The organism is Spirulina sp. LEGE 11439 (assembly GCF_059821285.1).
Window position 1 is genome coordinate 1 of record NZ_JCAMRX010000074.1, and the last position, 24,731, is coordinate 24,731.

At 43.8% G+C, this 24,731-nt stretch carries 20 protein-coding genes; 7 read left to right on the forward strand and 13 right to left on the reverse strand.

Annotation, left to right across the window (positions count from 1 at the left end):
- Positions 1–52: 52 nt before the first annotated feature.
- Both AC6RV6_RS27780 and AC6RV6_RS27785 read right to left on the reverse strand, forming a co-directional pair.
- Positions 53–1,411 carry an RNA-guided endonuclease InsQ/TnpB family protein gene (locus AC6RV6_RS27780; protein ID WP_500244147.1) on the reverse strand — a complete coding sequence of 453 codons (1,359 nt, stop codon included), beginning with the start codon at positions 1,409–1,411 and terminating at the stop codon, positions 53–55.
- A gap of 172 nt (positions 1,412–1,583) precedes the next feature.
- Complete coding sequence (locus tag AC6RV6_RS27785; protein WP_500244148.1) at positions 1,584–2,003, reverse strand: KGK domain-containing protein; 420 nt, start codon at positions 2,001–2,003, stop codon at positions 1,584–1,586.
- A gap of 181 nt (positions 2,004–2,184) precedes the next feature.
- Here AC6RV6_RS27785 and AC6RV6_RS27790 point away from each other — a divergent pair, with 181 nt between their 5' ends.
- From AC6RV6_RS27790 to nblB, 4 genes are all read left to right on the forward strand, one after another.
- A complete protein-coding gene (locus tag AC6RV6_RS27790; protein WP_500244166.1) occupies positions 2,185–2,664 on the forward strand; it encodes a CYTH domain-containing protein in 480 nt (159 codons plus the stop codon).
- Between the two features lie 47 nt (positions 2,665–2,711).
- On the forward strand, positions 2,712–4,229 hold the full coding sequence (locus AC6RV6_RS27795; RefSeq protein WP_500244149.1) for a tetratricopeptide repeat protein: 1,518 nt from the start codon (positions 2,712–2,714) through the stop codon (positions 4,227–4,229).
- Positions 4,230–4,448: 219 nt separating this feature from the next.
- Entirely contained in the window at positions 4,449–4,907 is a 459-nt protein-coding gene (locus tag AC6RV6_RS27800) for a CBS domain-containing protein (RefSeq protein WP_500244150.1), read from the forward strand.
- A gap of 99 nt (positions 4,908–5,006) precedes the next feature.
- Positions 5,007–5,666 carry a phycobilisome degradation protein NblB gene (gene nblB, locus AC6RV6_RS27805; protein WP_500244151.1) on the forward strand — a complete coding sequence of 220 codons (660 nt, stop codon included), beginning with the start codon at positions 5,007–5,009 and terminating at the stop codon, positions 5,664–5,666.
- 10 nt (positions 5,667–5,676) lie between these two features.
- Here the strand turns inward: nblB and AC6RV6_RS27810 are convergent, their stop codons facing one another.
- The 4 genes from AC6RV6_RS27810 to AC6RV6_RS27825 all read right to left on the reverse strand — a co-directional run bounded on the left by AC6RV6_RS27810 (position 5,677) and on the right by AC6RV6_RS27825 (position 9,722).
- A complete protein-coding gene (locus AC6RV6_RS27810; protein ID WP_500244152.1) occupies positions 5,677–6,858 on the reverse strand; it encodes a protein-L-isoaspartate O-methyltransferase family protein in 1,182 nt (393 codons plus the stop codon).
- Between the two features lie 83 nt (positions 6,859–6,941).
- A complete protein-coding gene (locus AC6RV6_RS27815) occupies positions 6,942–8,084 on the reverse strand; it encodes a glycosyltransferase (RefSeq protein WP_500244153.1) in 1,143 nt (380 codons plus the stop codon).
- A gap of 140 nt (positions 8,085–8,224) precedes the next feature.
- Positions 8,225–8,791, reverse strand: coding sequence for a Uma2 family endonuclease (locus AC6RV6_RS27820; protein ID WP_500244154.1), 567 nt, complete (start codon positions 8,789–8,791; stop codon positions 8,225–8,227).
- A gap of 91 nt (positions 8,792–8,882) precedes the next feature.
- Positions 8,883–9,722: a Uma2 family endonuclease gene (locus AC6RV6_RS27825; RefSeq protein WP_500244155.1), complete on the reverse strand. Its 840-nt coding sequence runs from the start codon at positions 9,720–9,722 to the stop codon at positions 8,883–8,885.
- 130 nt (positions 9,723–9,852) lie between these two features.
- Between AC6RV6_RS27825 and AC6RV6_RS27830 the strand changes: the two genes are divergently transcribed.
- Positions 9,853–12,831, forward strand: a complete 2,979-nt coding sequence (locus AC6RV6_RS27830; protein ID WP_500244156.1) for a leucine-rich repeat domain-containing protein — start codon at positions 9,853–9,855, stop codon at positions 12,829–12,831.
- A gap of 96 nt (positions 12,832–12,927) precedes the next feature.
- On the opposite strand, the gene AC6RV6_RS27835 is transcribed toward AC6RV6_RS27830, so the two are convergent.
- From AC6RV6_RS27835 to AC6RV6_RS27845, 3 genes are all read right to left on the reverse strand, one after another.
- A complete protein-coding gene (locus AC6RV6_RS27835; RefSeq protein WP_500244157.1) occupies positions 12,928–13,686 on the reverse strand; it encodes a Uma2 family endonuclease in 759 nt (252 codons plus the stop codon).
- A gap of 97 nt (positions 13,687–13,783) precedes the next feature.
- Positions 13,784–14,377, reverse strand: a complete 594-nt coding sequence (locus tag AC6RV6_RS27840; protein ID WP_500244158.1) for a Uma2 family endonuclease — start codon at positions 14,375–14,377, stop codon at positions 13,784–13,786.
- Positions 14,378–14,526: 149 nt separating this feature from the next.
- Entirely contained in the window at positions 14,527–17,136 is a 2,610-nt protein-coding gene (locus AC6RV6_RS27845) for a TIGR03960 family B12-binding radical SAM protein (protein ID WP_500244159.1), read from the reverse strand.
- 263 nt (positions 17,137–17,399) lie between these two features.
- Between AC6RV6_RS27845 and AC6RV6_RS27850 the strand changes: the two genes are divergently transcribed.
- Positions 17,400–19,025 carry a flavin monoamine oxidase family protein gene (locus tag AC6RV6_RS27850; RefSeq protein WP_500244160.1) on the forward strand — a complete coding sequence of 542 codons (1,626 nt, stop codon included), beginning with the start codon at positions 17,400–17,402 and terminating at the stop codon, positions 19,023–19,025.
- Between the two features lie 27 nt (positions 19,026–19,052).
- On the opposite strand, the gene AC6RV6_RS27855 is transcribed toward AC6RV6_RS27850, so the two are convergent.
- On the reverse strand, positions 19,053–20,093 hold the full coding sequence (locus AC6RV6_RS27855) for an N-acetyltransferase DgcN family protein (RefSeq protein ID WP_500244161.1): 1,041 nt from the start codon (positions 20,091–20,093) through the stop codon (positions 19,053–19,055).
- 57 nt (positions 20,094–20,150) lie between these two features.
- Here AC6RV6_RS27855 and AC6RV6_RS27860 point away from each other — a divergent pair, with 57 nt between their 5' ends.
- Positions 20,151–20,723, forward strand: a complete 573-nt coding sequence (locus AC6RV6_RS27860; protein WP_500244162.1) for a Uma2 family endonuclease — start codon at positions 20,151–20,153, stop codon at positions 20,721–20,723.
- On the opposite strand, the gene AC6RV6_RS27865 is transcribed toward AC6RV6_RS27860, so the two are convergent.
- From AC6RV6_RS27865 to AC6RV6_RS27875, 3 genes are all read right to left on the reverse strand, one after another.
- Positions 20,720–22,123, reverse strand: coding sequence for a hypothetical protein (locus AC6RV6_RS27865; RefSeq protein ID WP_500244163.1), 1,404 nt, complete (start codon positions 22,121–22,123; stop codon positions 20,720–20,722). The genes AC6RV6_RS27860 and AC6RV6_RS27865 overlap by 4 nt on opposite strands.
- A 3-nt stretch (positions 22,124–22,126) precedes the next feature.
- A complete protein-coding gene (locus AC6RV6_RS27870) occupies positions 22,127–22,861 on the reverse strand; it encodes a hypothetical protein (RefSeq protein WP_500244164.1) in 735 nt (244 codons plus the stop codon).
- 402 nt (positions 22,862–23,263) lie between these two features.
- Positions 23,264–24,731, reverse strand: a 1,468-nt coding sequence (locus tag AC6RV6_RS27875; protein WP_500244165.1) for a tetratricopeptide repeat protein, incomplete at its 5' end; no start/stop codon positions are given.

Below are 24,731 nucleotides of genomic sequence, written 5' to 3' on the forward strand. Positions count from 1 at the left end.
ACGTCCGGTTCTTAGGGGAGGGGAGGGAAGCGATTCCCAAACCTTACCCGATTCAGAAGAGACTGAGTTGAACCCACTCTTTTCTAGAAGTTTCTTGCTTCTCGGGCTGACTATTGCCTAAGCCTCCACAAGCAGAGACGGGGCTTTTAAAGGGCGGACGCAAGTTCCGCCCGCAGCCCCTCACGATGAGACCCACCGCCTGTATCTCTTTTAATGCTCGATTAAGAATGTTAACTGCTGCATTTTCATCTCTGTCCATCACCAATCCACACTTCGGGCATTGATGAGTGCGAACCGAGAGAGTTTTCTGGACTTTCGTACCGCAACGGCTACAGTCTTGACTTGTACCATGAGGATTTACCTTCACTACCCGAACGCCGCATTTTACTGCCACTGCCTCCAAGATAGTCATGAATTGTCCCCATGCGGCATCAAGAATGCTCTTAGCCAGTCGGGTTCTTGCCAATCCTTTGATGTTTAAATCCTCAACCGCAATTAAGTCATAACATCTCGTTAACCAATTGGCTATTTTGTATTGAAAATCCTTTCTTTGTCGCTGAATTCGTTGATGAATTCTGGCAATCTTGTTTTGTTGTTTCTGATAGTTTTTTGACCTTTTTGTTTTCTTCTTTAGCCTCCTTTGCTGACGTGCTAAATGATTTTGTGCCTTGCGATAGGTTTGCTGAATGGGAACGGTTTCACCCTCAGATGTGGTTAAGAATTCCTTCAATCCCACATCAATGCCTATTGCTGTTTTGATTTTATCTAACGGCAAAGGTTCTGGTACTCGTTCATCTTTTGCGGTTAAACAAACATAATAACCATTCGCTTTCTTAACAATTGATGCTGTTTTCAGTTCAAAACCTTCCGGAATGGGACGATGAACGATAATCGGAATTGTCCCTAATCGTGTCGTTATCAGATTTTTCCCATCAAATTTAATCGTAGCTTTCGGATGGTTAACTCGCGAGAATTCAAACGATCTCAACTGTCCTGCTTTCTTGAATTTTGGTCGCCCTCCTCGCTTTCCATTTTTATCGGGAACTCTCCATCTTTTCCATGCCTTGTCCAATCTTTGTAGATTGATTTGTTGCACTTCTGAGTAAATTTCCTTGTAATCGGGAAAGAGAATTTTTGTTTCTTTAAGTGCAGATTGTTGAGTGTAATAATTAATCGGTTCGGGAATTTCGCCAATCGATGAGGACACGCATTCTGAGGTTTCCTCAGAATCGCGAGATGTCCGTTCTGAAACTAAGCTACAGCGATCCGCTTGAGAGCGCGTTTGTCTCAAGTAGTCATATCTTTGACCCAAGGCATAGTTCCAGTGGCGATGTAGAAGTTCGAGCCAATCATCAATCTTTTCTGCCTGTTCTAGGGTCGGTTTAATTCGGTAGCTATAAGTTAGAATCATATTTAACTTATAGCAAAAAAATTAATAATAATCAATCCGTATTTTGATAAAAACAATATTTTTTAAGGACTCCTTTCAGTCGGTTTCTTTTTTTATCGCGATTCCTCTCACCGCTAACCTTTCAGGTCTAGCGGGAGACCCCTCGCGACATTTAGTTGAGTGGCAATTATTGCTAGCCATCACCGAACATGATCACCGTCGCATCGCTTTCGTCCACATCGAGATCGTTGAGGTCATTGAGAGGGGAGATTGGTTCTTGATGGGTTGAGGTGGATTCATCAAGTACGAATTCAACAGCAACTTTAATTTTAACTTTGGCTTTGCGCCAGCCTTTGGCATCGGTTTTGAGAACTTCGCACTCTACGCCTTCATTAAACCATTTGAGAAAGTCGGATTGTTCCCCTTCCGGACTCACTTGCGTTTTATCAATTTTGATGCCTTGATTGCCTAGAAGACCGATTAATCCATAGCCAAAATCATAACCAAAACATTGTTTCAGAGCCTGTTTGAATTTTCCAATTTTAAAAGCATCATCACCAAATGCAATGACATCATCCTCGTTGAATTCTGCTTGACGACTGCTTTTTCCCATTACATTGACTCCTTATCTCAATTTTGTTAGGATTGCGAATTGGTTTTCTCTTCTACCATAACTCGTCCTGAAAATTTCTCCCACTCGGAGAAAATTAGTCAGTTTGTTAGGATGCTTTGACGATCGCAGCAATTTTCAACGCTAAAATCGAGAGCGAGATGTTTGAGGCGATCGAAAAATGATGGGAAGAGAAATCGAGCGTAAATTTTTAGTCAAGGGGGAACAATGGCGATCGCTGGGGACTCGCAGGCGATATCGTCAGGGTTATTTATCTGTTGCTCCCGATTGTACGGTGCGGGTGCGCGTAGCTGGCGATCGCGCGTATTTGACCGTGAAAGGAAAAACGACTGGACTCTCCCGTAAGGAGTTTGAATATGCCATTCCTGTTGACGAAGCGGAAGAAATGCTGGCGGGGTTGTGCGATCGCCCTCTCATTGAAAAAACACGCTACAGAATCCCCCTTGACGATTTAATATGGGAAGTTGATGAATTTAGTGGTGAAAATCAAGGATTAATTTTAGCTGAAGTTGAATTAACCGAGGAAGGGCAAGCGATCGCGATCCCAGAATGGATCGGACGGGAAGTATCGGGAGACTCTCGTTATTTTAATGCCAATTTAGTCCAGTTTCCTTATCGTTGTTGGGAGGAAAATAGAGTGTAGGGTTCAGGTCTGAAAGAGAGTTAACCAATAACTAATAACCAACAATAATGATCGCTTTAATTGTTTGTATCGGCTGGATTTTCTCACTTTGCTTGCATGAGTTTGGTCATGCTATTGTTGCTTATTGGGGGGGCGATAAATCTGTTAAAGATAAGGGTTATTTAACTTTTAATCCGCTTAAATATACCGATCCGGGATTAAGTTTGGCTCTGCCTCTATTTTTTCTGTTAATCGGAGGCATTGCCCTGCCTGGAGGAGCTGTTTATATCGATCGCTCTCGCTTGCGAAGTCGTTTATGGGATAGCGGTGTTTCTGCGGCGGGTCCTTTTGCCAGTTTTTTAGCGGCTTTGGGATTATCATTTCCTTTTTGGTCGGGTTGGGTTGCTAGCGAAACAATCCATTGGTTTTGGTCGGCGATCGCGTTTTTAATTTTTCTCGACATTTATGTTGTTTTAATTAATTTACTGCCTATTCCTCCTCTTGATGGTTATGGTATTATCGATCCTTGGTTGCCACCCGATCTGCAACAAAAAGGTCGTAAATTTGGGAAATACGGAATTCTGGTTTTAATTGCCTTGCTCTGGTTTTTCGCTCCCTTCAATCAGTTTCTCTCGTCGGTTTCTTATGCGATCGGGGACTTTTTACACGTTCCTCTTCAAGCAATGGTAATGGGTTTTCAATTGTTTCAAAGCAATTCAGCCGTTTTAATTGTCGGGCTGTTAGTTGTATTATTTATTTTTAGAAGTAAAGAACGAGGGTTATATCAAAAGGGGAGAAATTTCGCTCAGTTGAAAAAATACGATCGCGCGATCGCTGCGTATAACCAAGCAATTGAACTCAAACCGGATTATTATGAAGCATGGCTCGATAAAACTTATCTTTTGCATCATTTAGAACGATATGATGAAGCCTCGATCGGATACGAGCGCCTCAAAGAATTACAACCCGATGCTATTGAAGATTGGAAATATCAAGGCTTGATTTTAGAACATCGCCAACAATATGATGAAGCGCTCAATTTTTACGATCGCATTCTAGAAAATCATCCCCAACATCAATATTCTTGGTATCATAAGGGCTTGGTTTTGCAAATATTACAACGACATGAAGAAGCATTAGAAGTGATTCCGCATATTATTGCGATCGATGCCGAAAAAACGGAAACTTGGTCTTTGAGTGCAATTCTTTGGGGAAAATTAGAACGTCATGAAGAAGCGCTTCAATCTTATGAAAAAATCATTGAATTAAAGCCCCAAGATTATCGAAGCTGGTATCAGTGCGGGGTGTTTCTGCAACGCTTACAACGTTATGAAGAAGCGATCTCTCATTTTGACACTGCCATTCAACGAAATCCTAGGGAATCGGAAGTTTGGTACGCTCAAGCCATTTGTTATGCCCGGCAAGAACAAGCCGAAGAAGCCTTGGATCGCTTAGAAGAAGCTATTTCTTTAAAAGGAGGAAAGCAATGGAAAGAAATTGCAAAAAACGATGAAAATTTTGTTTTTCTCCACGATCGTTCTCGCTTTCAAAGATTAATCAAAAACCATCATTTCAATGAGCAATGAATAACACCAATCTTGTAATATAGAGATTCGATATCAGCAAAATTGTCTTTATTATCTCTTTGAAAGAGGATAGGATCTATTTTTTGGGGTTAAAAATTAAGTTTTCTTAAACATCTAGAAGAAATGGGTAAAATAGGGTTCAAAATATAAGTATAAAGATTTGCCTACTTTTGCGAAATCAAACTCTAACATCTCATTCAATTTATTTTTTACCTCCTTATGTCACAAACCGTTACTGATTTTATGACCCCCAATCCCATTACAGTGACTCCAGCAACACCGTTGAAGGATGCCCTACAGATTCTCGCCCGAGAAAAAATTAGCGGTTTACCCGTCGTGGATGAGTCGGGAAAATTAGTGGGGGTAATTTCTGACTCGGACTTAATGTGGCAGGAAACTGGAGCAGAACCTCCACCCTACATTATGTTCTTAGATGGGTTGATTTTTCTCAAAAATCCGGCTCGTTATGAAAAAGAGCTTCACAAAGCCCTAGGACAAACGGTAGAAGAAGTGATGAGCGATAAGCCTATTTATACGAACCCTAATACTTTATTACGAGAAGCTGCCAAACTCATGCACGAAAAGCACGTTCGTCGGCTTCCTGTTGTCGATGAAGAAGAGCGAGTTATTGGTATTTTAAGTCACGGCGATATCATCCGAGCAATGGCTGCCGATTAATTGAGTCAAACCATTTCGCCTCTTTTTTGTTTTGTTCATTGTTCGCCGATAACTGTTCGCCGATAACTATTCACTGATCACTGATAACTGATAACTGAAATGACTCCAGAATCCGTTCAAACTTTATTGCAATCTGAAGATTACGGCGATCGCATTAAGGGTTTAAATCAATTGAGACAGCTGCCCCAAGAAATCGCCTTTGCAATGCTCCAACCCCTCATTCTTGATAGTAGCGTGCGAGTACGCTATGCGGCAGTCAGTCAAATGGATAGTCTCGGTGGAGCCAACCGAGAGAAATCTCTGGAAATTTTGCGCGATCGCCTTTTCAACGACCCAGAAATCGACGTACAAGCCGCCGCAGCCGATGCGATCGCCGCCCTCAAATTGACGGAAGGCTTTGTAGATTTGCAAAAAGCCTACCAAGAATCTTCCGAATGGTTATTGCAATTTAGTATCGTTGCTGCATTAGGGGAAATGGGGGACCCTCGTGGGTTTGACCTTCTCGCCAATGCCCTTGCTTCTGATAATGGTTTGTTGCAATCTACCGCCGTGGGTGCTTTTGGGGAATTGGGCGATCGCCGTGCTATTCCTTTACTTCTGCCCTTTGTCGATCATCCAGATTGGCAAATTCGCCATCGTCTCGCCCAAGCATTGAGCTATCTGGGTGGAGAAGACGTTCAACCTATTTTAGAACAATTAAGCAAGGACGAAATCGAACAAGTTGCGATCGAAGCTCAACGCAGCTTGAATAATGAATAATGGTTGTTTATTATTCATTATCTAAGCTCCACAGAAATTGAGATTCTTTTCGTTTGACAAGCCATCGATCTTTTTCTAAATTTACAGGAAAATCAATGGGGTAAATTTTTAACTGAAAGCTGTCAATACTTGGCATTCCTAACTCAACCCAATGCTTTAAACTCTTAATTAAGCGATCGCGAGCGATCTCATTACCATAAGCGATTAAATAATCATCTCGAACCAAAACTAAGGAGTAATTTTCTCGATCCCAAAGTCCAAAATAACGGAAAGGGCGAGTTTTCGCTTTGAAGAATCGAAAATTGGGTTCTGTAATTCTTAGAAATGAATAAATTCCTAATGTTTTCCCCAGCCAGAGATCGTTCCCTTTCCCTCCCCACCAAAAAGGCATTCTCGATACTTCTAATTGTTGCAACTCTTCCCATTCTGGCAGATCTTCTACCGCGATCGCACTGATTTCATCTCCTTGATATTGTCCCGTCATTTCCACAAAGCTACAAGGGTGCAATCCTTCGAGAGAAACAAAACAACGATCTCGCTTTTGCAAAAGGACAAAACGATCGCCGATCCCTTCATTTTTGAGAACGGCAAGGAGCAAGCCATTATTTTCAATTTGTTCGTAAAAATAGTGAGGAAGATCGTAAGTTCCGGCAGTAAATACCGCCCGTTGATAAGGCGCACCGGCTGCATATCCTTGGCCGCCGTCTCCTTCGATCGTGCTAACATTGTGTCTGCCTAAAGTGCGAAGGGTTGCCGATGCCATTCTTGCCATTTCTGGAATGATTTCCAAGCTATAAACATGACCGGATTGCCCAGTTAAATATCCCATTAGGGCTGCATTCCAGCCACTGCCCCCACCTAATTCAAAAATGCGATCGCCGAGGGAAATATCCAGCATATCCAGCATTTTTAGCACCAAAGAAGGTTGAGAAATAGTCGAGGGGATATGGGCATCATTTTCTCCGAAAAGAATTAGCGATCGATTGGCATACAACATTGATAAATGTTGCTCTAAAGTCTGTTCGTTAATTTCGTACCAAATATGAGAACCCCAATCTCGATAGCGTTTGACAAATAAATGTCTCGGTGTTTGCAGATATGCTCGTTCGACAGCGAGGCTTAACGGTCGATCGCAAAACATCGAACGAATATTCTCGAGTAATTGTTTTTGATAAGTTGCCGCTAAATTCATAATTGTCTCTCGTTAGCAATTGCCGTCAGCAAACAAGAAAGCTAGATTGAGACCATTTGCGATCGCTCCAGATAAACAGCCTGTTACAATAATTGTGCTAAAGTTTCCTTAAATTGTTCAAATCCATAGGTTTCAACTACTTGCAATCTTAACATTTCCGGCTGATTGAGAATCGGATTTGCTGTTTTTTGTTGCAAAATTTCAATTAAACTGCGAGCAATAGCTTCGCTATCTTCTGGATCGACTAAAACCCCTAATTTTCCTTCGCATAACGCATCGATCGCACCATCGCGATTTCCGCCTAAAACCGGCTTGCCACAGGCTAAGGCTTCTAAATAAACAATGCCAAAACCTTCCCCTTGAGAAGGCATGGCAAACACATCGCAGAGATTATAATGATCGCCCAATTCTTCATCGGAAACGAACCCGGCAAGGGTGACACAATCTTGTATATTGAGACGGTGAATGAGGTCATCGAGGCGATCGCGATCTTTCCCTTTTCCCACGATGAGATAATGTACGTTAGGGATAGCTTGACGAATCAGAGGCAATCCTTGCAAAATTTGGTCGTATCCCTTATATTGCTGAGTTTCATCAAGTCGCGCGACTGTCAAAATAACGGGTTGTTCGGGATTGAGATCGTATCTTTGCAATAAATAATTGGGCTTGGGGGCGATCGCGAATCGGTCGGCATCAAAGGTATTGGGTAGGAGGCAAACCCGGGCGGGATCGAGGTTTTGTTCGGCAAGGAGGCGATCGCGAGTATAGTTGCTAACGGCAAGGAGGCGATCGGCGTGTTGTAATGCTTTTTGCAAACTGGGCTTTTCGATGTCCCAAACCTCGGTTCCGTGGGCAATAACCCAATAGGGAATGCCCAAAAAGCGCTTAATTTGGTCGGCTAAAATGGCAAAATTGGCATGAGAGGCAATAATGAGATCGGGACGGTGGCGCAAGCAATGTTTGGCCAGTTGGGCGGCAAAATTAAAGGTGCGAAACTTGAGGGGAACCGTCCCGGCAAAATGAAAGCGGGTTTTTTCTAAATAGGGAATGTGAGGTAGCGATCGCGTGTCGTGTTTGAGGAAAACATCGTACTCTTTTTGGGGATACAATTCTTGTAGGGCTTGCAGTAAGAAAGCCGAGTAGACTTGAATTCCGCCTTTAAACTCAAAAATATTGGGAAACCACAGATGAATGATTTGTGCGTCGGCAGGATTTCGGGCTGGCATGGGCAAAATGAATAAAAAGGGCGATCGCTGTGCATTATGGTAAAGCAAATGTTCCCGACCGTCATTCGCGAAACAGTTCGAGGAGGAAAGTATCTTTGTCTTGAACAAAATTTCGTTGGATCGCTTTGGGTCGCACGATCTTAAGCAAAAAATCGTTCCACTAAGCAGCTAAATTCGGGTAACAAAGGACTGGTGAGGGTATCTGCTGCAAATAGTGTCATTGCTAATTTTAAGATGCCATTCTCTCGCCGATAGATTTGTAGGGATTTGTTTTGGCGATCGCAGATCCAATATTCTCGCACTCCTCGGGTTGAATAAAGTTTTAATTTTAATTCATAATCTCGCTGGCGATCTGCTGCACTTTTCGATAAAACTTCAACGGCTAATTCCGGTGCCTCGATGAGATGTCCTGCATCATCTAAAATCTCGGATAAGCGTTCTCGACTCACCCAAACCACATCGGGAATGACGCTATCGGTATCGGAAAAAATTACACCCGGTGCGATCGCAGTGCTTCCTAAACCCGTTTGTTCGCACCATGCGTTTAATTGTGCGTAGATGTTCCCAGAAATTCGTTGATGTTGCCAATGGGGTGCGCGGGTCACAACCAGTTCTCCTGCAATAATTTCATAGCGTTTCTCGTTGTCTGGAAAGAGTTCCAAGTCGGCGATCGTCCAGCAAATTTGCTCGGGGGTGGCGGTGGTCATCGCTTTTATTGATAACTGTGCTTTTTATTTTAGCTGAAATTTTGCGATACATTTTCCCTGTTGGGATTGCAGTCAATTTTCCAGAATTGAGTTATTGAGTGGGGAGATTATCGGGGTCTAATCCCATTGCTTGCAAGCGATCGCGTAACTCTTGCAATGCTGTTTGAGCTTGTTCTTTCTCTTGCTGTTCTCGTTCGGCTCTTTGTTGTTCTCGTTCGGCTCTTTGCTGTTCTTGTTCGGCTCTTTGCTGTGCTTGTTCGGCTCTTTCTTCTCCTAACAATATCAAGTTGCCGTCGCGATCGTAAAATCGCGCCCAAATCGCTGTTTCTCGCAAAATCGTTCCTTCCCACAGTCCCAACCACAACCCCAAACTTTCACACCACAACCATCCCCTTTCATTGGGAGTTAGGTCTTCATAAGCGCCATTCAACCCCAAACGCCATCCCTGTAGGGACTCGCGATTGAAGGGATTATACACGAAATAATCTCGCGTCCTGAAGGTTTGTGCGTAGAGGGTTTTCTTCTCATTTGTATCGATGCTGGCGGTACTCGGTGACATTAATTCGACGATGACATCGGGATAGCGTCCCATTTCTTCCCAAACAACCCAACCTTGACGATCGCGCGTCCCATCTACATTTAAGGTGACGAAAAAGTCAGGACCGCGAAAATCTTTATTTTTCACCTGTTCGCTACTGTAATACAGGAACATATTGCCCCCGGTAAAATAGTCCTCTCGTCCGCGATAGGCTTGGTGGACGGACTCGATTAAAACATTCATAGCGATGCGGTGACGATTACTTTCCAAGGGTTCTCCGTCGTCAAAGATTAAATCGGTGGGAGGAAGGGGGGGAGTATATTCTTCAGGGGTTTGAGGCGATACGGCTAAAGCCTCGTTTGGCGATCGCTCGCTCATTAATTCGGCGGACATGGTAACTTTCCCTCGCTTTCTTGTATTGTATCAATCTGGAGGCGATCCGTGCGATCGCTTTTACCAAGCTGCTATCGGGATGCGAGCGATCGGCTAAGATGGGAAATATCGCGATTGTGAGGTGGAACGAGTGTCGCAAACCGAAGTGTTAGAACTGATCGCACGGGCAAAAGCAGAGAACTGGAAAAAGCTGGATTTAGCGGGGATGGAGTTGACGGAATTACCGGCTGCGATCGGGGAATTGGTGGACTTGGAAACGTTAATTTTAGGAAAATGGGATCCAGAAAAAAGAGAAAGAAAAGGAAATCAGCTCGCGTCTCTACCGGCTGAAATTGGCAATCTCAAAAACTTGCAGGTTTTAGCAGTTTTCTCTAACCAGCTCCAAAACCTCCCCAGTGAAATCGTCCAACTGCAAAATCTAACCACCCTTTACCTCAGTTCTAACCAGCTCCAAAACCTCCCCAGTGAAATCGTCCAACTGCAAAATCTAACCACCCTTTACCTCAGTTCTAACCAGCTCCAAAACCTCCCCAGTGAAATCGGACAACTGCAAAATCTAACCACCCTTGACCTCAGTTCTAACCCGCTCCAAAACCTCCCCAGTGAAATCGGACAACTGCAAAATCTAACCACCCTTTACCTCCGTTCTAACCAGCTCCAAAACCTCCCCAGTGAAATCGGACAACTGCAAAATCTAACCTCCCTTGACCTCCGTTCTAACCAGCTCCAAAACCTCCCCAGTGAAATCGGACAACTGCAAAATCTAACCACCCTTGACCTCAGTTCTAACCCGCTCCAAAACCTCCCCAGTGAAATCGGACAACTGCAAAATCTAACCACCCTTTACCTCAGTTCTAACCCGCTCCAAAACCTCCCCAGTGAAATCGGACAACTGCAAAATCTAACCACCCTTGACCTCCGTTCTAACCCGCTCCAAAACCTCCCCAGTGAAATCGGACAACTGCAAAATCTAACCACCCTTGACCTCCATTCTAACCAGATTAAAGCCTTACCAGAATTTATTAAAAATTTACCCAAACTCGAAACACTGGATTTGCGAGGCAACCCTTTACCCATTCCACCGGAAATCCTTGGACCGCGAGAGATTTGGGAAAATCCCGGCGATCTAGCCACTATTCTAGACTTCTACTTTAACAGCCAAGATCTTCCCGAATCCGATCCTCTCTACGAAGCAAAACTCCTGATCGTCGGGGAAGGTGGTGCCGGGAAAACCAGTCTTGCTCAGAAACTCAAAAACCCAGCTTACGAATTGCAAAAAGACGAACAATCCACAGAAGGGATTGACGTGATTCGCTGGGAATTTGAACATCCCGATCGCCATACCTTCCGAGTCAATATTTGGGACTTTGGCGGTCAAGAAATCTATCACGCCACTCACCAATTTTTTCTCACTAAACGCTCTCTCTACGTCCTCGTTGCCGACACTCGCGAAGAAAACACCGACTTTTATTACTGGCTCAAAATCGTCGAACTCCTCAGCGATAATAGCCCTATTCTCATCGTCAAAAACGAAAAACAAGATCGCCAATGTCCAATCAACGAACGGGCATTACGGGGCGAATTCACCAATCTCACAGAAATCCTCGCCACCAACCTCGAAAACAATCGCGGCCTCGATCGCATTCAAACCGACATCCAACACTACATCAGCAACCTCGAGCATATCGGCACCCCTCTCCCCGGTCATTGGGTTCGCATCCGCGCCGTCCTCGAAAACTACGCCCAAAACCGCAACTATATTTCTCTCGACGAATATATCAATCTCTGCCGTCAAAATGGTTTTAGCGACGAAAAGCGAATGCTCAACGTCAGCCAATATCTCCACGATCTCGGCATTTGCCTGCACTTCCAGAAAGTCAAACTCCTGAAAAAGACCGTCATCCTCCGACCCGAATGGGCAACCCGCGCCGTTTATAAAGTCCTCGATACCAAAACCATTCAAAACGATTTTGGCCGCTTCAGCGACAACGACCTCGAAAACATCTGGGACAAAGGCGACACCGCAAAGATGCGCGACGAACTATTACAACTGATGATGGAATTCGAGTTATGCTATGAAATTCCCGGTTGCAAAGGTCGCTATATTGCCCCCCAACTCCTCAAAAAAGAAGAACCCGACTACGATTGGGATGATACCGAAAACCTCATTCTCCGCTACTTCTACGACTTCAAACCCAAAGATATTCTCCCTCGTTTTATCGTCGCCATGCACGAACAGATCGAGAACCAAAATCTCGTCTGGAAACACGGTGTAATTTTAACCAATGGTTACACTCGCGCCGCCGTCATCGAAGAAGACCGCTATCATAAAGCTGAAATCAAAATTCGCGTTTCCGGCTCCAATAAGCGTCATTTACTCTCCATTGTCGCCCACGAACTCGAAAAAATCCAAAACACCTACGATCGCCTCGAATATCAAACTCTCATCCCTTGCAATTGCCATATCTGCAAAGGCAGTCAAAACCCCCACACATACCCGTGGGATATCTTGCAAAGATTTTTACGCGATAAGCGCTACGAAATCCAGTGTATTCAGAGTTATGATATGGTTAATGTTCGCAATTTGCTTGATGATGTCATTGAGCCACAATTCTCCAGAGCAGAAATAGAAAGGGAATTCAAAAGCGATCCTTACTCAAAAAGATCTCCCTTTTCCAACGATCTGATTCCCGATAAACGTAAAATTACAGTCACAACTCAAGTAGAAGTTCCTGAACCCATGAGCGATACAACCAACAATATTTTTAACAACTTCGGCAACGGTCCTCAAGTCGCAAATGATTATGTGGAAGGCGACAAAATTGGCACGCAGATTAACAATAATTCCGAACTTGCCCAAACCGCGCAAGACTTCAAAGCACTAATCGAGAAAATCGCTGAAGATTACAATCCCAAAACCGAGAAAGGTCAAAAACTGATTCAAGCTGAAGTGGTTGAAGTCATTCAGCAAAATCCATCCTTGAAACAGCGCCTTATCGCCATGTTACAAGCTGCTAGCGAAACTGCGATCGAGGAATTCGTCGAACACCCCGCCGCCAAAATTTGCATTGCAGGGGTTAAAGGACTGATTACAGGCGAAGCAGGTTGAGTCATTTCAGTTATCAGTTATCAGTCATCAGTTATCAGTTATCAGTTATCAGTTACAGCAAAATAATATTGCGGTTGGAGAAAGATAGGAAATTGCCTATTCATCTAATTCTACACCTAATTCTCTTAATTTTGCGGCTAATCGTTCAGCCCGTTGTTTTTCCTCATCAGCCCGTTGTTTTTCCTTATCAGCCCGTTGTTTTTCCTTATCAGCACTTTCTTCTCCTGTTAAGAGAAGATTCCCTTGAGAATCCCACCATCGCAGCCAAGGTAAATCTATATTTTTATAAATTCCCTGCCAAATTCCCAACTCACTCCCCATCTCCTCAATCAGATAATGTCCTCGTTCATTGGGAAACATTAATTGATATTTTCCGGCGATTAAATGATACATTTCTAGAGAAGCCTTCTTTTCTTCATAAATTCCATAGAAAGGAATGCGAATTGCTTTTTCGTATACCCAAAATTTACCTTTATAAGGTGTTCTGTCTCTTTCTTCTGAACCATTTCCCGAGACAAATTCGATCGCGATTAACGGCGCAACCAACTCTTGCCACATGACATAAGAACGTCTTATTTTCCCCTCTAAAGTCGGAGGAACATCGGGGACGTAAAACCAATCGGGCGCTTCTGCTCCTTTTTGAGATGGCTCGGTAATACGCCAGTATATCCCACTATCTTGACCGATACAAAATTGGCGATCGCGATGAATTTCCTGCAATTTACCCCAAATCGATTCAGTCAAAAGGATACTTTGAGGATGTTCTTGAAAGTTTTTCACAAATATTCCATCCTCACAAGGTAATTGAGTATGATCGGGTAATTGAATTGGCGTTTTAGAATCTAGAGTTTGCATAATTTGTTATTGTCTCCAGTGAAATTATTAATCTCGTAATATTTTCGCTTGTAGATTACTTAAAATTCTTGATAATTTATTGATTTTAACCTGAAAATTAGCGAATCTCAGTTTCTCCATCAAAATTAACGCGCTTGTATAAATCTTTTAGAGTAATTTCAAAATTCACCGATTCTAATTTTAATACGGAATCTTCTGCTAAATATTCTGTTAATAGCCAGCGGCCATCTTCTCTTTTGCTATATTGTTCTATATTATAACTGGTTTGAGAAATAAAAATATATTCTTGAAAGCTCGCGATCGCACGATACATTTTAAACTTATCTGTTTTATCGTAATCCTTTGTCGAAGTCGATAAAATCTCGACAATTACACGAGGATTAAAGATTGCTGTTTGTTTTTCATCTGTGAAAATGGGTTCGCCATCAGTTACCATCACATCTGGATAAGTGTAGCGGCGATAACTGGGAATCCACAAGCGCATATCGCTCATAAAAATCTCATAGTCTTTTTCACCAATACTTAAGGGAAATGGACGGCAAAAATTTAATAAAATTCTATTATGATTCGCTGTAGCCCCTGCCATTGGAACGATCTCCCCATCTAAATATTCACTTTTAAATTCGGCTTGTTCTTCCAACTCCAGATATTCTTCTGGCGTGTAGTATTTGGATTGAGTTACAACAACCATCAGTTTCGATCCTCTAGGCGACTTGACCGCTAAAAGTATTTTAATCTATCTTGCAGAATCATTCAACATCTTACAAAAAAATGTGATGCGATCGCAATTCCTACTCGAATCAAAAAAGCGATCGCACCACACTTTAAAATGCTTTTGCATTAAACCGAAAGCAGCAAGCGATCGCGATGGGCGTGTAATAGTTCAATCTCTTGACCTGAAACCTGCTCTAACATATAAATTAGATGTTCCGGTCTCAAAATCGTACCATCATTGAGATAGCTGCCAAGATAGCGAATTTGCACGGGATTGGCAGCACTTTCAAGCGTTAGAGAAAATAAGCGATCGCGTAAATTTATCTCGCGAACTTTTCCTGATTTTGTCGTCTTTTGGAATAAGATTTCTTGACTTTTTTCTACTGCTGCGATCCAAGTTTGCCAATCTTCTAAGGAAGCATCTGCCGCAACATCGAGAAGATATTCGGCTTTCTCTAAAGCACGATTGGCAGAGAGAGATTTAATATCAATTTCCTCCACGGAATAAATAGGCAGTTCTTCAGGAAATTTCTCTGTTAATTTTGTGCGAAATTCCTCTAAATCTATGCACTTCGTTAACTCAAAATCTACGATTTCCCCACTACTGGTCATTCCCAAAGATAAGGCACTGGCGATGGAAATCCTCGGTCCCGGATGATAGCCCCCGGTGAAGGAAATGGGTAAGGAAGCACGGCGTAAAATGCGATCGAAAAGACGGACTAAATCTAAATGACTTAATAAGCGCAATTCTCCCACTTTACCAAAGCGAACTCGGAAGCGTTGCACCCGCTCGGAATTGGGCTTGACATGTCCTTCAAATTCGGGAATGGCTGGCGGTTCAAAGACAACATTGTGACCGAAATTATCCCCACAAATACCGCAGGAGGAACAGCCTTCAAACGCACAGTCGGGAACCGTTGTTTCTTCTAATGCCCGTTGCAAATCTGCCTTCAACCAATTCTTATCAATTCCCGTATCGATATGGTCCCAAGGAAGGCGAGAATTTAAGCGATCGTCCCACGAATATTGGGGACGTTTGCGTTTACTATCGAGGCGAGTATTTTCCGCATTCATGACATTCCATTCCCCTTCTTCGATCTGACGATATTTCCACGTCAGATCCGAGTCTGCGATCGCTTGTTCCCATGCCCCAAAAGCGCGATCCAAACTCTCCATCCACGCATCCATTCCCGCACCTAACTCCCAGGCGCGACGCACAACCGCCGCAAGTCTGCGATCGCCGCGTCCGACAAAATCTTCCATTGCAGAGATGCGGCGATCGGTAAAATTGGCTTTCACTCCTTTAACGGCTTTTAATTCCTTCCATAAGATTTCTTTCTTACGGATAAATTCAGCCGTAGAGACAGAATGCCACTGAAAGGGGGTATGAGGTTTGGGGGTAAAATTCGAGATAGTAACGGTAAATTTGAGGCTTTTGCGCCCTTTGATATAACATTCTCGTCGTAACCATCTCAGCGTCTCGGCAATACCCAAAACATCTACATCAGTCTCTCCCGGTAAGCCAATCATAAAATACAGCTTAACCTTATCCCAACCTTGTTCGACGGCGGTTTTAATTCCTCGTAAAAGTTCTTCGTTTGTCAATCCTTTGTTAATAATATCTCGCATTCGCTGGGTTCCCGCTTCTGGCGCAAAAGTGAGACTAATCGGACGCGTACCGCCGAGGATATTGGCGATATTTTCATCAAAGCGATCGACGCGCTGACTGGGGAGAGAGAGGGAAATATTTTCATCTTTGAGGCGGTTTTTGATTTCCATCCCCACGGCAGGCAAGGAAAGATAATCGGAACAAGAAAGAGAAAGTAAAGAGAACTCATTATAACCCGTCTCTCGCATTCCTTTTTCGATCGCATTCACCACCTTTTCCGGCTCCACATCTCGGGCGGGACGGGTTAACATACCGGGTTGACAGAAGCGACAGCCCCGCGTGCAGCCCCGACGAATTTCCACAGTGAGGCGATCGTGGACGGTTTCAGTATAGGGAACAAGACCGATAGAATGTTCCGGCATCGGGGTGGCAACGCGGCGTAAAATGCGAGAGGGAATATCGGGACGGTTGGGGTGTACGGAACCATCCTCCGCCATATCGTAAAAACGAGGAACGTAAACACCGGGAACTTTTGTTAGCGAAAGGAGCAATTCCGTGCGAGAGAATCCAATCCGTTTTCCTTGCGCGATCGCTTCTCCAATTTCTGGTAAGACTTCCTCACCATCTCCTAACGCCATAAAATCAAAGAAATCGGCGTAAGGTTCGGGGTTTGAGGTGGCGGTTTGTCCCCCAGCAAAAATCAAGGGGAAATTGCTATTTTCTCTCTCTTTCCACGTTAAAGGAATTTCCGCCAGAGCAAGCATTTCGAGGATATTTGTCGCCCCGAGTTCGTAGCTGAGACTAAAGCCTAAAATATCAAAATCCGTGAGGGGACGGCGGGATTCTAGGGCAAATAAGGGGGTTTTAGTTTCCCGGAGTTTCTGGGCCAAATCAAGGGCAGGAAGATAGGCGCGATCGCAAAGTTGGTCGGGGGTGGCATTTAAAATATTGTAGAGGATAATATGCCCTAAATTCGACGCGCCCACCTCGTAAACTTCCGGATAGGTTAGCGTCCATCGCACGATCGCATTTTCCCAAGGCTTATGGACTGAACCCAGTTCGTTGCCGAGGTAGCGGGCGGGTTTTTCGATTTCTGGGGTCAGAAGTGATTCAATTGCAACAGCCAAGGTGCAGCCCTCCTTTTTAATGCGTCTGCGTTCTCTACTATACCGAATTCCTTGGGGTTTAGGGGTCTTGCAGATAATGACAACTCAGCGATCGTGTAAATAGCGATGCCGATCGCTTTAACACTAGACCCGCAGCACTTAACTGGAATATTGCGAAAGATACGGATCTAAGATTGCAGCAAAAGTTCCTCCTCTCCGAAAAAATATCGAGGTAATCGCCAGTATTTTCAACTACTTTGGAATGATCTCCAAAAATATTAATTATGGCACATAGTCCCTTGTTCCATCTCTTTGCTCGCACCTTGCACTTTGCAAATCTTGCCAACCGCTATCAAATTCCTGTGGATGAATTGCCAGAATTACGCCAACATCAACTCGAGATCGTAAAACTGAGACGGCGTAAATTTCTCAAAGCGTCAACAGCTTTTGGAATGCCCTCCTTTAAATATAATGGCGATTTTCCTGCTATTTCGACACAAAAGGAAACCTCTGCAAAAATAGCGATCGTCGGTGCGGGAATTGCGGGATTGAATGCTGCCTATCATCTGAAAAAAGCGGGCTATTATGCCACGATTTATGAAGCAACAAATCGCGTTGGCGGTCGAATATATACGGTGAAAGATATTGTCGGGAAAGATGTGTGGGTAAACCTTGGTGGGGAATTTATTAATAGCGATCATTACGATATGCGAGGACTTGCTGAAGAATTTAATATTCCTCTCCTCGATCGCTTTACTGATGAAGAATTAGCATTCAATCACCTCTACTATTTCGACGGGCGAGAAATATCCGAAACTCAACTCGCCGAAACCCTTCTTCCTGCGATCGAACGCATGTCTATTGATGTAGATCGTCTCCACGAGGATTGGGATCGTGTTAGTGTCGAACTAGATGCACTCTCCATTGCCGAATATTGCGATCGCCTCGGCATTACTGGCTGGCTGCGAAAATTTCTTGATGTTGTTATTGTAACAGACACTGGACTCAAATCTGAGGAGGTAACATCTCTCAATTTTTTGTGGTTGGTTTCTACTGTCGATCGAGAAGGGAATGTTCAACTTGCAGGAAATTCTGACGAGCGATTTCTCGTTCAAAATGGTACGCAATCTATCACTGATGCGATCGCTTGGAAACTGCAAAACCAAATTGAAACAGGAATGCCGTTAGAAGCTCTGCGCGATCGGGGTGACGGATTTACTCTCACGTTTAACGGCACGGATATTGACGCAGATATCGTTATTATTGCTATTCCTTTTAGCGTTCTTCGTCACGTATACCTCGATTTAGCATTGCCCGACAAACTCAAGCAATTTATTCATCAGGTGGGTTATGGAAATAATATTAAACTCACTACGGGTTTCTCTGGCAAACCTTGGCGAGAATGCGGATTAAGTGGAGAAGGAATGAGCGATTTACCTTTACAAGTTTTTTGGGAAGCAACCCAATTACAACTGGGAGACACAGGGGCGATAACTTTTTATTTAGGCGGAAATATGAGTTTATCTTCTCAAAATTATAGCGATCGCCAAAATGCAGAAATGTACATCAAAATGCTCGATCGCATCATTCCCAATTTCCAAAACACATGGAATAAAAAAACCACTTGCTTTGACTGGTCATCCTACAATTATACTCAAGGTAGTTATACTTGTTGGCATCCTCGGCAGTATACTGGGTTTGTTCGAGATTATCTTTATTCCGAAGAAAACACAGAACAAGAATGCGCTCATGGTAATTTGGTTTTTGCAGGGGAACATACCAGTGATGAATATTTAGGTTATATGAATGGTGCGGCACAGTCGGGACGATTGGCTGCTAAAGCTGTTTTAAAGCGTTTGAATGCGATTGATAGCAAAAATGACCAAAAACTATCAGCAATGCGATCGTAAGGATAGCCAACCCTCTCTTGCAGATCGCTATCGATCGCTATAAACTGCATCGAATAATAAATCTGCACCAAATCTTACTGCATCGGTGCAAGGCAAACCTGTTTCTTTTTCCACAGAGGCGATCGCCTCTCTCGCCTCTTTTTCTTCTAAATGAAAAGTATTGAGAGCGATCGCTTTCACTTTCCCTTCTATAAATGTACCACCTGCTCTCACTAAACTTTCGTAAGCGGCGATCGCTTCTGGTAACGGAGGAATAAAAACATCGGGGCAATTTATCACTGTCTTTTGTCCTGCTCGATGTGCCAAAATTAACCCTGTAGGCTGACTGCCGCGAATGAGAGGTAAAGTAGCTGTAGAACCGGGATGAAATAAGGATCCTTGTCCTTCAATCAAGAGTAGATCGCACTGAGATCCTAACGCCATCACCGCCTTTTCCACCGCCCCTGCCGCAAAATCTACTCGGATCGCATCTAAGGGAATACCTTCCCCTGCGATCGCGAGTCCTCCTTGTCCTGTCGCCACAAACCGCGTGGAAATTCCCCGCTTTTTAGCAACTTTTCTTAACTCCAACCCCGTTGACATTTTGCCGATCGCCATATCCGTTCCGACTGTGAGAATTCTCTGACAAGTAAGATTTTTCGCTTGTCCCGTACCGATATTCAATTCCTTGGGTTCTTGGCGGATGTCCCAGATCCACTGTCCCTCGCGCAATTCTGGCATGATTTCAGCTAACGGGGTGTGCAGCCCATTGACCACGGATAACCCCGCTAAAACGCCCTGTTTAACCTCTTGTAGCCATTTTTCCGGTAACGCTCCCCCAGACGGGGCAATACCAATCAATAAAACATTGGGATCGTAAGCGAGAGATGCTTGCACTGAGGCAACAATGGGAATCTCTTTGGGAATGCCCGTTAATCGTGGTAAAGACTCTCCTGTATGGGCGCGATCGATAACGGCGACGATATTCGCCTCACCATAGCGCAAAAACGCCAATCCCGTTTTGCCTCCACGGTTGCCAATGCCGTCATGTAGTAAAATTGCCACGCGATCGCTTTCAGTTAATCTCATACCTGCTATGGGTTATTCTCGTGTAAAATTATCTTATAGTACGCAGCGTTGAGAACCATGCAAGCCGTAATTAATAATCTGCGCTGGACAGTTCGCGATCTCGAACTGTTACCGGAAAATGAAGGGACACGATATGAAATTATTGAGGGAGAGTTATTCGTGACGAGAGCGCCTCATTCTCGACATCAACAAACCTGTGGTAAAATTTTCGCTCAGTTAGATCGCTGGTCTGAAGAAATGGGTTTGGGAGAAGCTATTTTGAGTCCGGGGGTGTTATTTTCAGAAGGAGATAATGTGATTCCTGATGTGGTTTGGGTTGCGCGAGAAACTTACGATACTTTTGTTGACGATCGCGGACATTTAACGGGTGCGCCAGAATTAGCCGTGGAGGTATTATCGAGTGGAGAAAGCGATCGCCGGCGAGATTTGGAAGTAAAATTAAAATTGTATTCCCTGCGAGGAGTGAGGGAATATTGGATTGCAGATTGGCGATCGCGTCGGGTGGAGGTTTACTGTCGCGAAGAAGGTCAATTAAAATTCATGCGAACTTCGTTGGCTGAAGATAGTATGACTTCTGCTTTGTTACCCGAGTTTTGTTGTCTCGTTGCTCGTTTTTTCCCCAATTTTTAACTCTTTTGGGTAAACAGCCACGGTACGAGATAGCCGATCGCGACGGCACAAAAAGTCAGTAAAATATTAATGAGTTCTTCTGGCAACCAGCGTTTTAATAGATTAGCTTTAACTTCACTGACGGGGAAATCGCGATCGAGTCCCGCAGCAATTTGACTGGCGGTTCCATGGATGCGAATTTCTAATCCGGAGGGATCGTCGGGATGGATTTGTAAATAGGGAAAGCGATCGCTACCTTGATTTTCCTTGAAGATTAGAAATTGCTGGGGTTTGAGTTCTAATTCATCTTCGAGTAAGCGTATAGTTCCTTTGAGAATTGTGGAAATTGGCAGTTTTTCCGGCACTTCTTCCGTTTCTAAAGTACGGAAGAATTGAACATCTGTCACGGCTAAATTGCCCCAAAACCATTCGGAAAAATTAGTTTGTTTTAAATCGGGTAAAGTTAGATTGAATTTCGCCAGATCGGGGAGATCGAGATTGAGTTCCGTACTCGAGGGAATCCAAGTCAATTCAAGGATATTATATTCTTCAGAAGGATTTTCTAATGCTGGCAATTGATAACCTTCAATGATTATTTTCAGAGGTGTTGCACTCAAAGAAAGTTGTAAGGCTGGTTCTAGTAGAGAGTCTGATTCTCGATTTTCCTCTAATATATTATTGTTATTGTTTTGCTTTTCGAGGGTAAAATCGAGTTGATTCAATTCACGATTATAGGTCAAGTTTTGAATATCAGTTTGAGGCTTTAGATAGAGTTTTTCGAGACTGAGAGAACTGAATTCATCTGAGTTAATTGGTTCTATAATTAGTTTGCTCTCAGAATAGTTTAAATTAATCTCTAAGATATCCGTGTTGTTTAATTCTGGATTGCCTTCACTCTCGAATTGACCGAGTAATATGAGGTTTTGTTCTCCTGAGAGTTCTATTTTGTTGAGATTGCGGACGGCATTTAAAAATAAGCGATCGCTTTCTCCATTATAAGTAAAGCTAACTTCTTCAACGATTAAGTTTCCTTCAAAGATTGCATTTGCAGGAATGAAGAAAAGTCCCATAAAAAGCAAACATAAGATAAGCAGGAATAGTGCGGCGATTTCGTGATAAGATAGTTTTTTAATCAGTCGAGGTAGAGTCGCACAGAAAGTGATGGTTTTTTGGATTCGAGTCGGGGTTTTTCTGAGTTGTTTGAGTAAGAATGAGGAAAGTTTGTAAATCCCTTCAATAATTGCAATAATGACTTGCAACAAATAGAAGAGCCAATATTTTCGACTGCGCCAAAATCGCCGACCGAGTTTTTGGATACTTGGCAGAAATCCTACCCAAATCTGGCTCGGGTTTGTGGTGATATTGTGCCAAAATATACTGATTTGAGAGCGTAATTGTTGTGGGATTTTTTTAAACTTCATACCTTAGCGCAACCATGCAGGATTGTGATGAAATAGAGCAAGATAGACTCCTTTATGAGGGCGCTGACCTCGTTGCTGCTGTTCGTATTTGACTCGCAGTTGATACCGTCCTGCGGGCTGATTTTTAGCATTCCAAGTAAAGCGAATTTCTCTACTTTTAGGGTTGGGTCGGCTATCTTGATGAATCACTTCATTATTGCGGTAAATTTCTAAGCTGGGGATAAGGGTACGAGCCGGAGAGTAAAATACAAATTCGTACTCTTCGGAGGCGCGATCGACGATGACGGGAAGGTAAATGGGTTGATTACCGGGTAAATTGGCGATCGCACGCAAATTTGAGGGGGAAATGCTGGCACGGTTGAGAATATCGGTAGCGAGATTGAAGCGATATTCATTGGCACTGCGTCGGGGAGTAAAGCGATCGAGTTGGTAGTTCCTATCTTGATAGGATCGGAGGATTGCGGTCGGAGTTTGCCCCAAGTCGGGAATCCTTAAAGTGAGGGTATTGTTAAAGGTGCTGTCGAGTCCTTTGGTGGCAAAAGAAACGAGATCAAAAGATGCCCCGATCGCTTGACGGCGAATTCCTTCACAGCGATCGGGGTTGCGGCGGCGTTGATAGGTTAGGTAGTGAGAGGCAGTATTGGGACAAGCGGCGGCGGGTTTTTGAGGAAGGGTAAAGGAGGCAGCAAGGAAACAGAGAGTTGAGGTGAAGATAGCGATCGCGTTTCGTGGTTTCATGGCTTTAATGCAATGCTGTTTCTATTTTAATGGCTTTACATTGAATACAATAAATTTCCCAATTTATCAGTGAAGGTTCAAAAATTAAGTCGGTAATTGCATTAACGCTCTCATTGCCGATCCGTCGGGGAATCAAATTCCCCGTCTCATAGGAAAAGTCCTCTCAAGAGGACTGCGATCGTTAATTTTAGAGATAATTGCACAATTTCCCAATCCATTGATGAAGGTTAAAGATTAAATTTGGTAAGATTGCGATCGCGGAATTCCCCAATCCATTTCAATGGATTTTTCGTATGAGACAGGGATTTCCAATCCCTAGCGGATCGACTGGCGGATCGACAATGAGAAGGTAATTACCAATTTATTTTTTTACTCTTATTCAATCCCCAATAGAACAAAAATTCACGGATAAACCCCCCATTCTCGGAGTTGTTGCAGGACGGTTTGGATAGGGTAGGCAAATCCGAAACCTCCTATCACTCTGTTATTTTCTTCTGTTGCAGCACTGGTTTCATCGCCAATATCGACGACTAAAGCAACAACACGATTATTGTAAAGGACGGGACTGCCAGAGTTACCAAAAGCAAGGTCAGCCCCCGCAATTTGGACATCTTTGCCATTGTCAGAGGGAGTATTCGCGGCAATATAGCCCCGTAGCATCGACCAAGAATTGCCCGTAATGGGATGACCGATAATGCGAACATCAGCATCGAGGGACACAGGAGAAGGGGAAAGGGTGAGAGGTTGGATATCGTCGGGAAGGTTGGTCACTTCAAGGACAGCGAGATCGAGAGAGTCTGTAGGGCTGGTAATATGGGCAATACGGGCAGGAAGTCGCAGGCGATGTTCTTTGGGCAAGAGGCTGTAGAGTTCGATTTCAATGTTATCGCTAGGGCGTTGGCTGCCTTCGTTTTCGGAGATAACGTGGCGGTTGGTGACGATCCATGCTTTGTTATCTTCGCGTTTGATAACCCAACCCGTGCCTCTATTTGCCCCTCGTGTTGTTTGGGGAATGATGAAAACCACGGAACGTTGTAAGGGGAAAAATGGCCGTTCTTCTGGGTTCGGGAGAATTTCTTCAATATCGGGAGGTGGCGGGTTGAGACGGCGTGCAAGGAGACGTTCGGTTTCTTTGAGGCTGTTTTGGAGTTGGAGAGAGTCGGGAGCGAGTTGAATGGCTTCTTGATGGGCAGCAATAGCTTCTGTTAATTTCCCTTGGTTTCTGAGGGCAAGACCAAGATTGTTGTAAGCATTAGCATAATGGGGGTCAAGTTGAATGGCTTCTTGATGGGCAGCAATAGCTTCTGTTAATTTCCCTTGGTTTCTGAGGGCGAGACCAAGATTGTTGTAAGCAAAAGCAAAATCGGGATCGAGTTGGATAGCTGCTTGATAGGCAGCAATAGCTTCTGTTAATTTCCTTTGTCTGCTGAGGACATTACCGAGATTGTTATAAGCACTAGCATAATTAGGATCAAGTTGAATGGCTTGTTGGTAAGCAGAGATGGCTGCTGCTACTTCCCCTTGGGAATCGAGGGCAGAACCGAGATTGTTGTAAGCATCAGGAAAATTGGGAGAAAGTTGGATGGCTTGTTGGTAAGCAGAGATGGCTGCTGCTACTTCCCTTTGGTGATAGAGGGCATTACCGAGATTGTAGTACGCCCTAGCATCATCGGGGTCGATTTCCAATATCTGTCGCCAAATCCTTTCTGCTTCCTTATATCTGCCCGCATTTCCTAGTTCAATGCCTCGATTCAACAATCGATACACATTTTGCGCCACAACAGCTTGTGGCATCAACACCAGAGATAGCCCTAACTCAGTACAGGACAAAACTTGCAAAAAGGCATGGGAAGAGGGTTTGATAGAAATT

Excerpts from the sequence above, each read along its gene's own strand:
- AC6RV6_RS27780 (WP_500244147.1), bottom strand. The coding sequence starts at position 1,411 with ATGATTCTAACTTATAGCTACCGAATTAAACCGACCCTAGAACAGGCA.
- AC6RV6_RS27785 (WP_500244148.1), bottom strand. The coding sequence starts at position 2,003 with ATGGGAAAAAGCAGTCGTCAAGCAGAATTCAACGAGGATGATGTCATT.
- AC6RV6_RS27790 (WP_500244166.1), top strand. The coding sequence starts at position 2,185 with ATGGGAAGAGAAATCGAGCGTAAATTTTTAGTCAAGGGGGAACAATGG.
- AC6RV6_RS27795 (WP_500244149.1), top strand. The coding sequence starts at position 2,712 with ATGATCGCTTTAATTGTTTGTATCGGCTGGATTTTCTCACTTTGCTTG.
- AC6RV6_RS27800 (WP_500244150.1), top strand. The coding sequence starts at position 4,449 with ATGTCACAAACCGTTACTGATTTTATGACCCCCAATCCCATTACAGTG.
- nblB (WP_500244151.1), top strand. The coding sequence starts at position 5,007 with ATGACTCCAGAATCCGTTCAAACTTTATTGCAATCTGAAGATTACGGC.
- AC6RV6_RS27810 (WP_500244152.1), bottom strand. The coding sequence starts at position 6,858 with ATGAATTTAGCGGCAACTTATCAAAAACAATTACTCGAGAATATTCGT.
- AC6RV6_RS27815 (WP_500244153.1), bottom strand. The coding sequence starts at position 8,084 with ATGCCAGCCCGAAATCCTGCCGACGCACAAATCATTCATCTGTGGTTT.
- AC6RV6_RS27820 (WP_500244154.1), bottom strand. The coding sequence starts at position 8,791 with ATGACCACCGCCACCCCCGAGCAAATTTGCTGGACGATCGCCGACTTG.
- AC6RV6_RS27825 (WP_500244155.1), bottom strand. The coding sequence starts at position 9,722 with ATGTCCGCCGAATTAATGAGCGAGCGATCGCCAAACGAGGCTTTAGCC.
- AC6RV6_RS27835 (WP_500244157.1), bottom strand. The coding sequence starts at position 13,686 with ATGCAAACTCTAGATTCTAAAACGCCAATTCAATTACCCGATCATACT.
- AC6RV6_RS27840 (WP_500244158.1), bottom strand. The coding sequence starts at position 14,377 with ATGGTTGTTGTAACTCAATCCAAATACTACACGCCAGAAGAATATCTG.
- AC6RV6_RS27850 (WP_500244160.1), top strand. The coding sequence starts at position 17,400 with ATGGCACATAGTCCCTTGTTCCATCTCTTTGCTCGCACCTTGCACTTT.
- AC6RV6_RS27855 (WP_500244161.1), bottom strand. The coding sequence starts at position 20,093 with ATGAGATTAACTGAAAGCGATCGCGTGGCAATTTTACTACATGACGGC.
- AC6RV6_RS27860 (WP_500244162.1), top strand. The coding sequence starts at position 20,151 with ATGCAAGCCGTAATTAATAATCTGCGCTGGACAGTTCGCGATCTCGAA.
- AC6RV6_RS27865 (WP_500244163.1), bottom strand. The coding sequence starts at position 22,123 with ATGAAGTTTAAAAAAATCCCACAACAATTACGCTCTCAAATCAGTATA.
- AC6RV6_RS27870 (WP_500244164.1), bottom strand. The coding sequence starts at position 22,861 with ATGAAACCACGAAACGCGATCGCTATCTTCACCTCAACTCTCTGTTTC.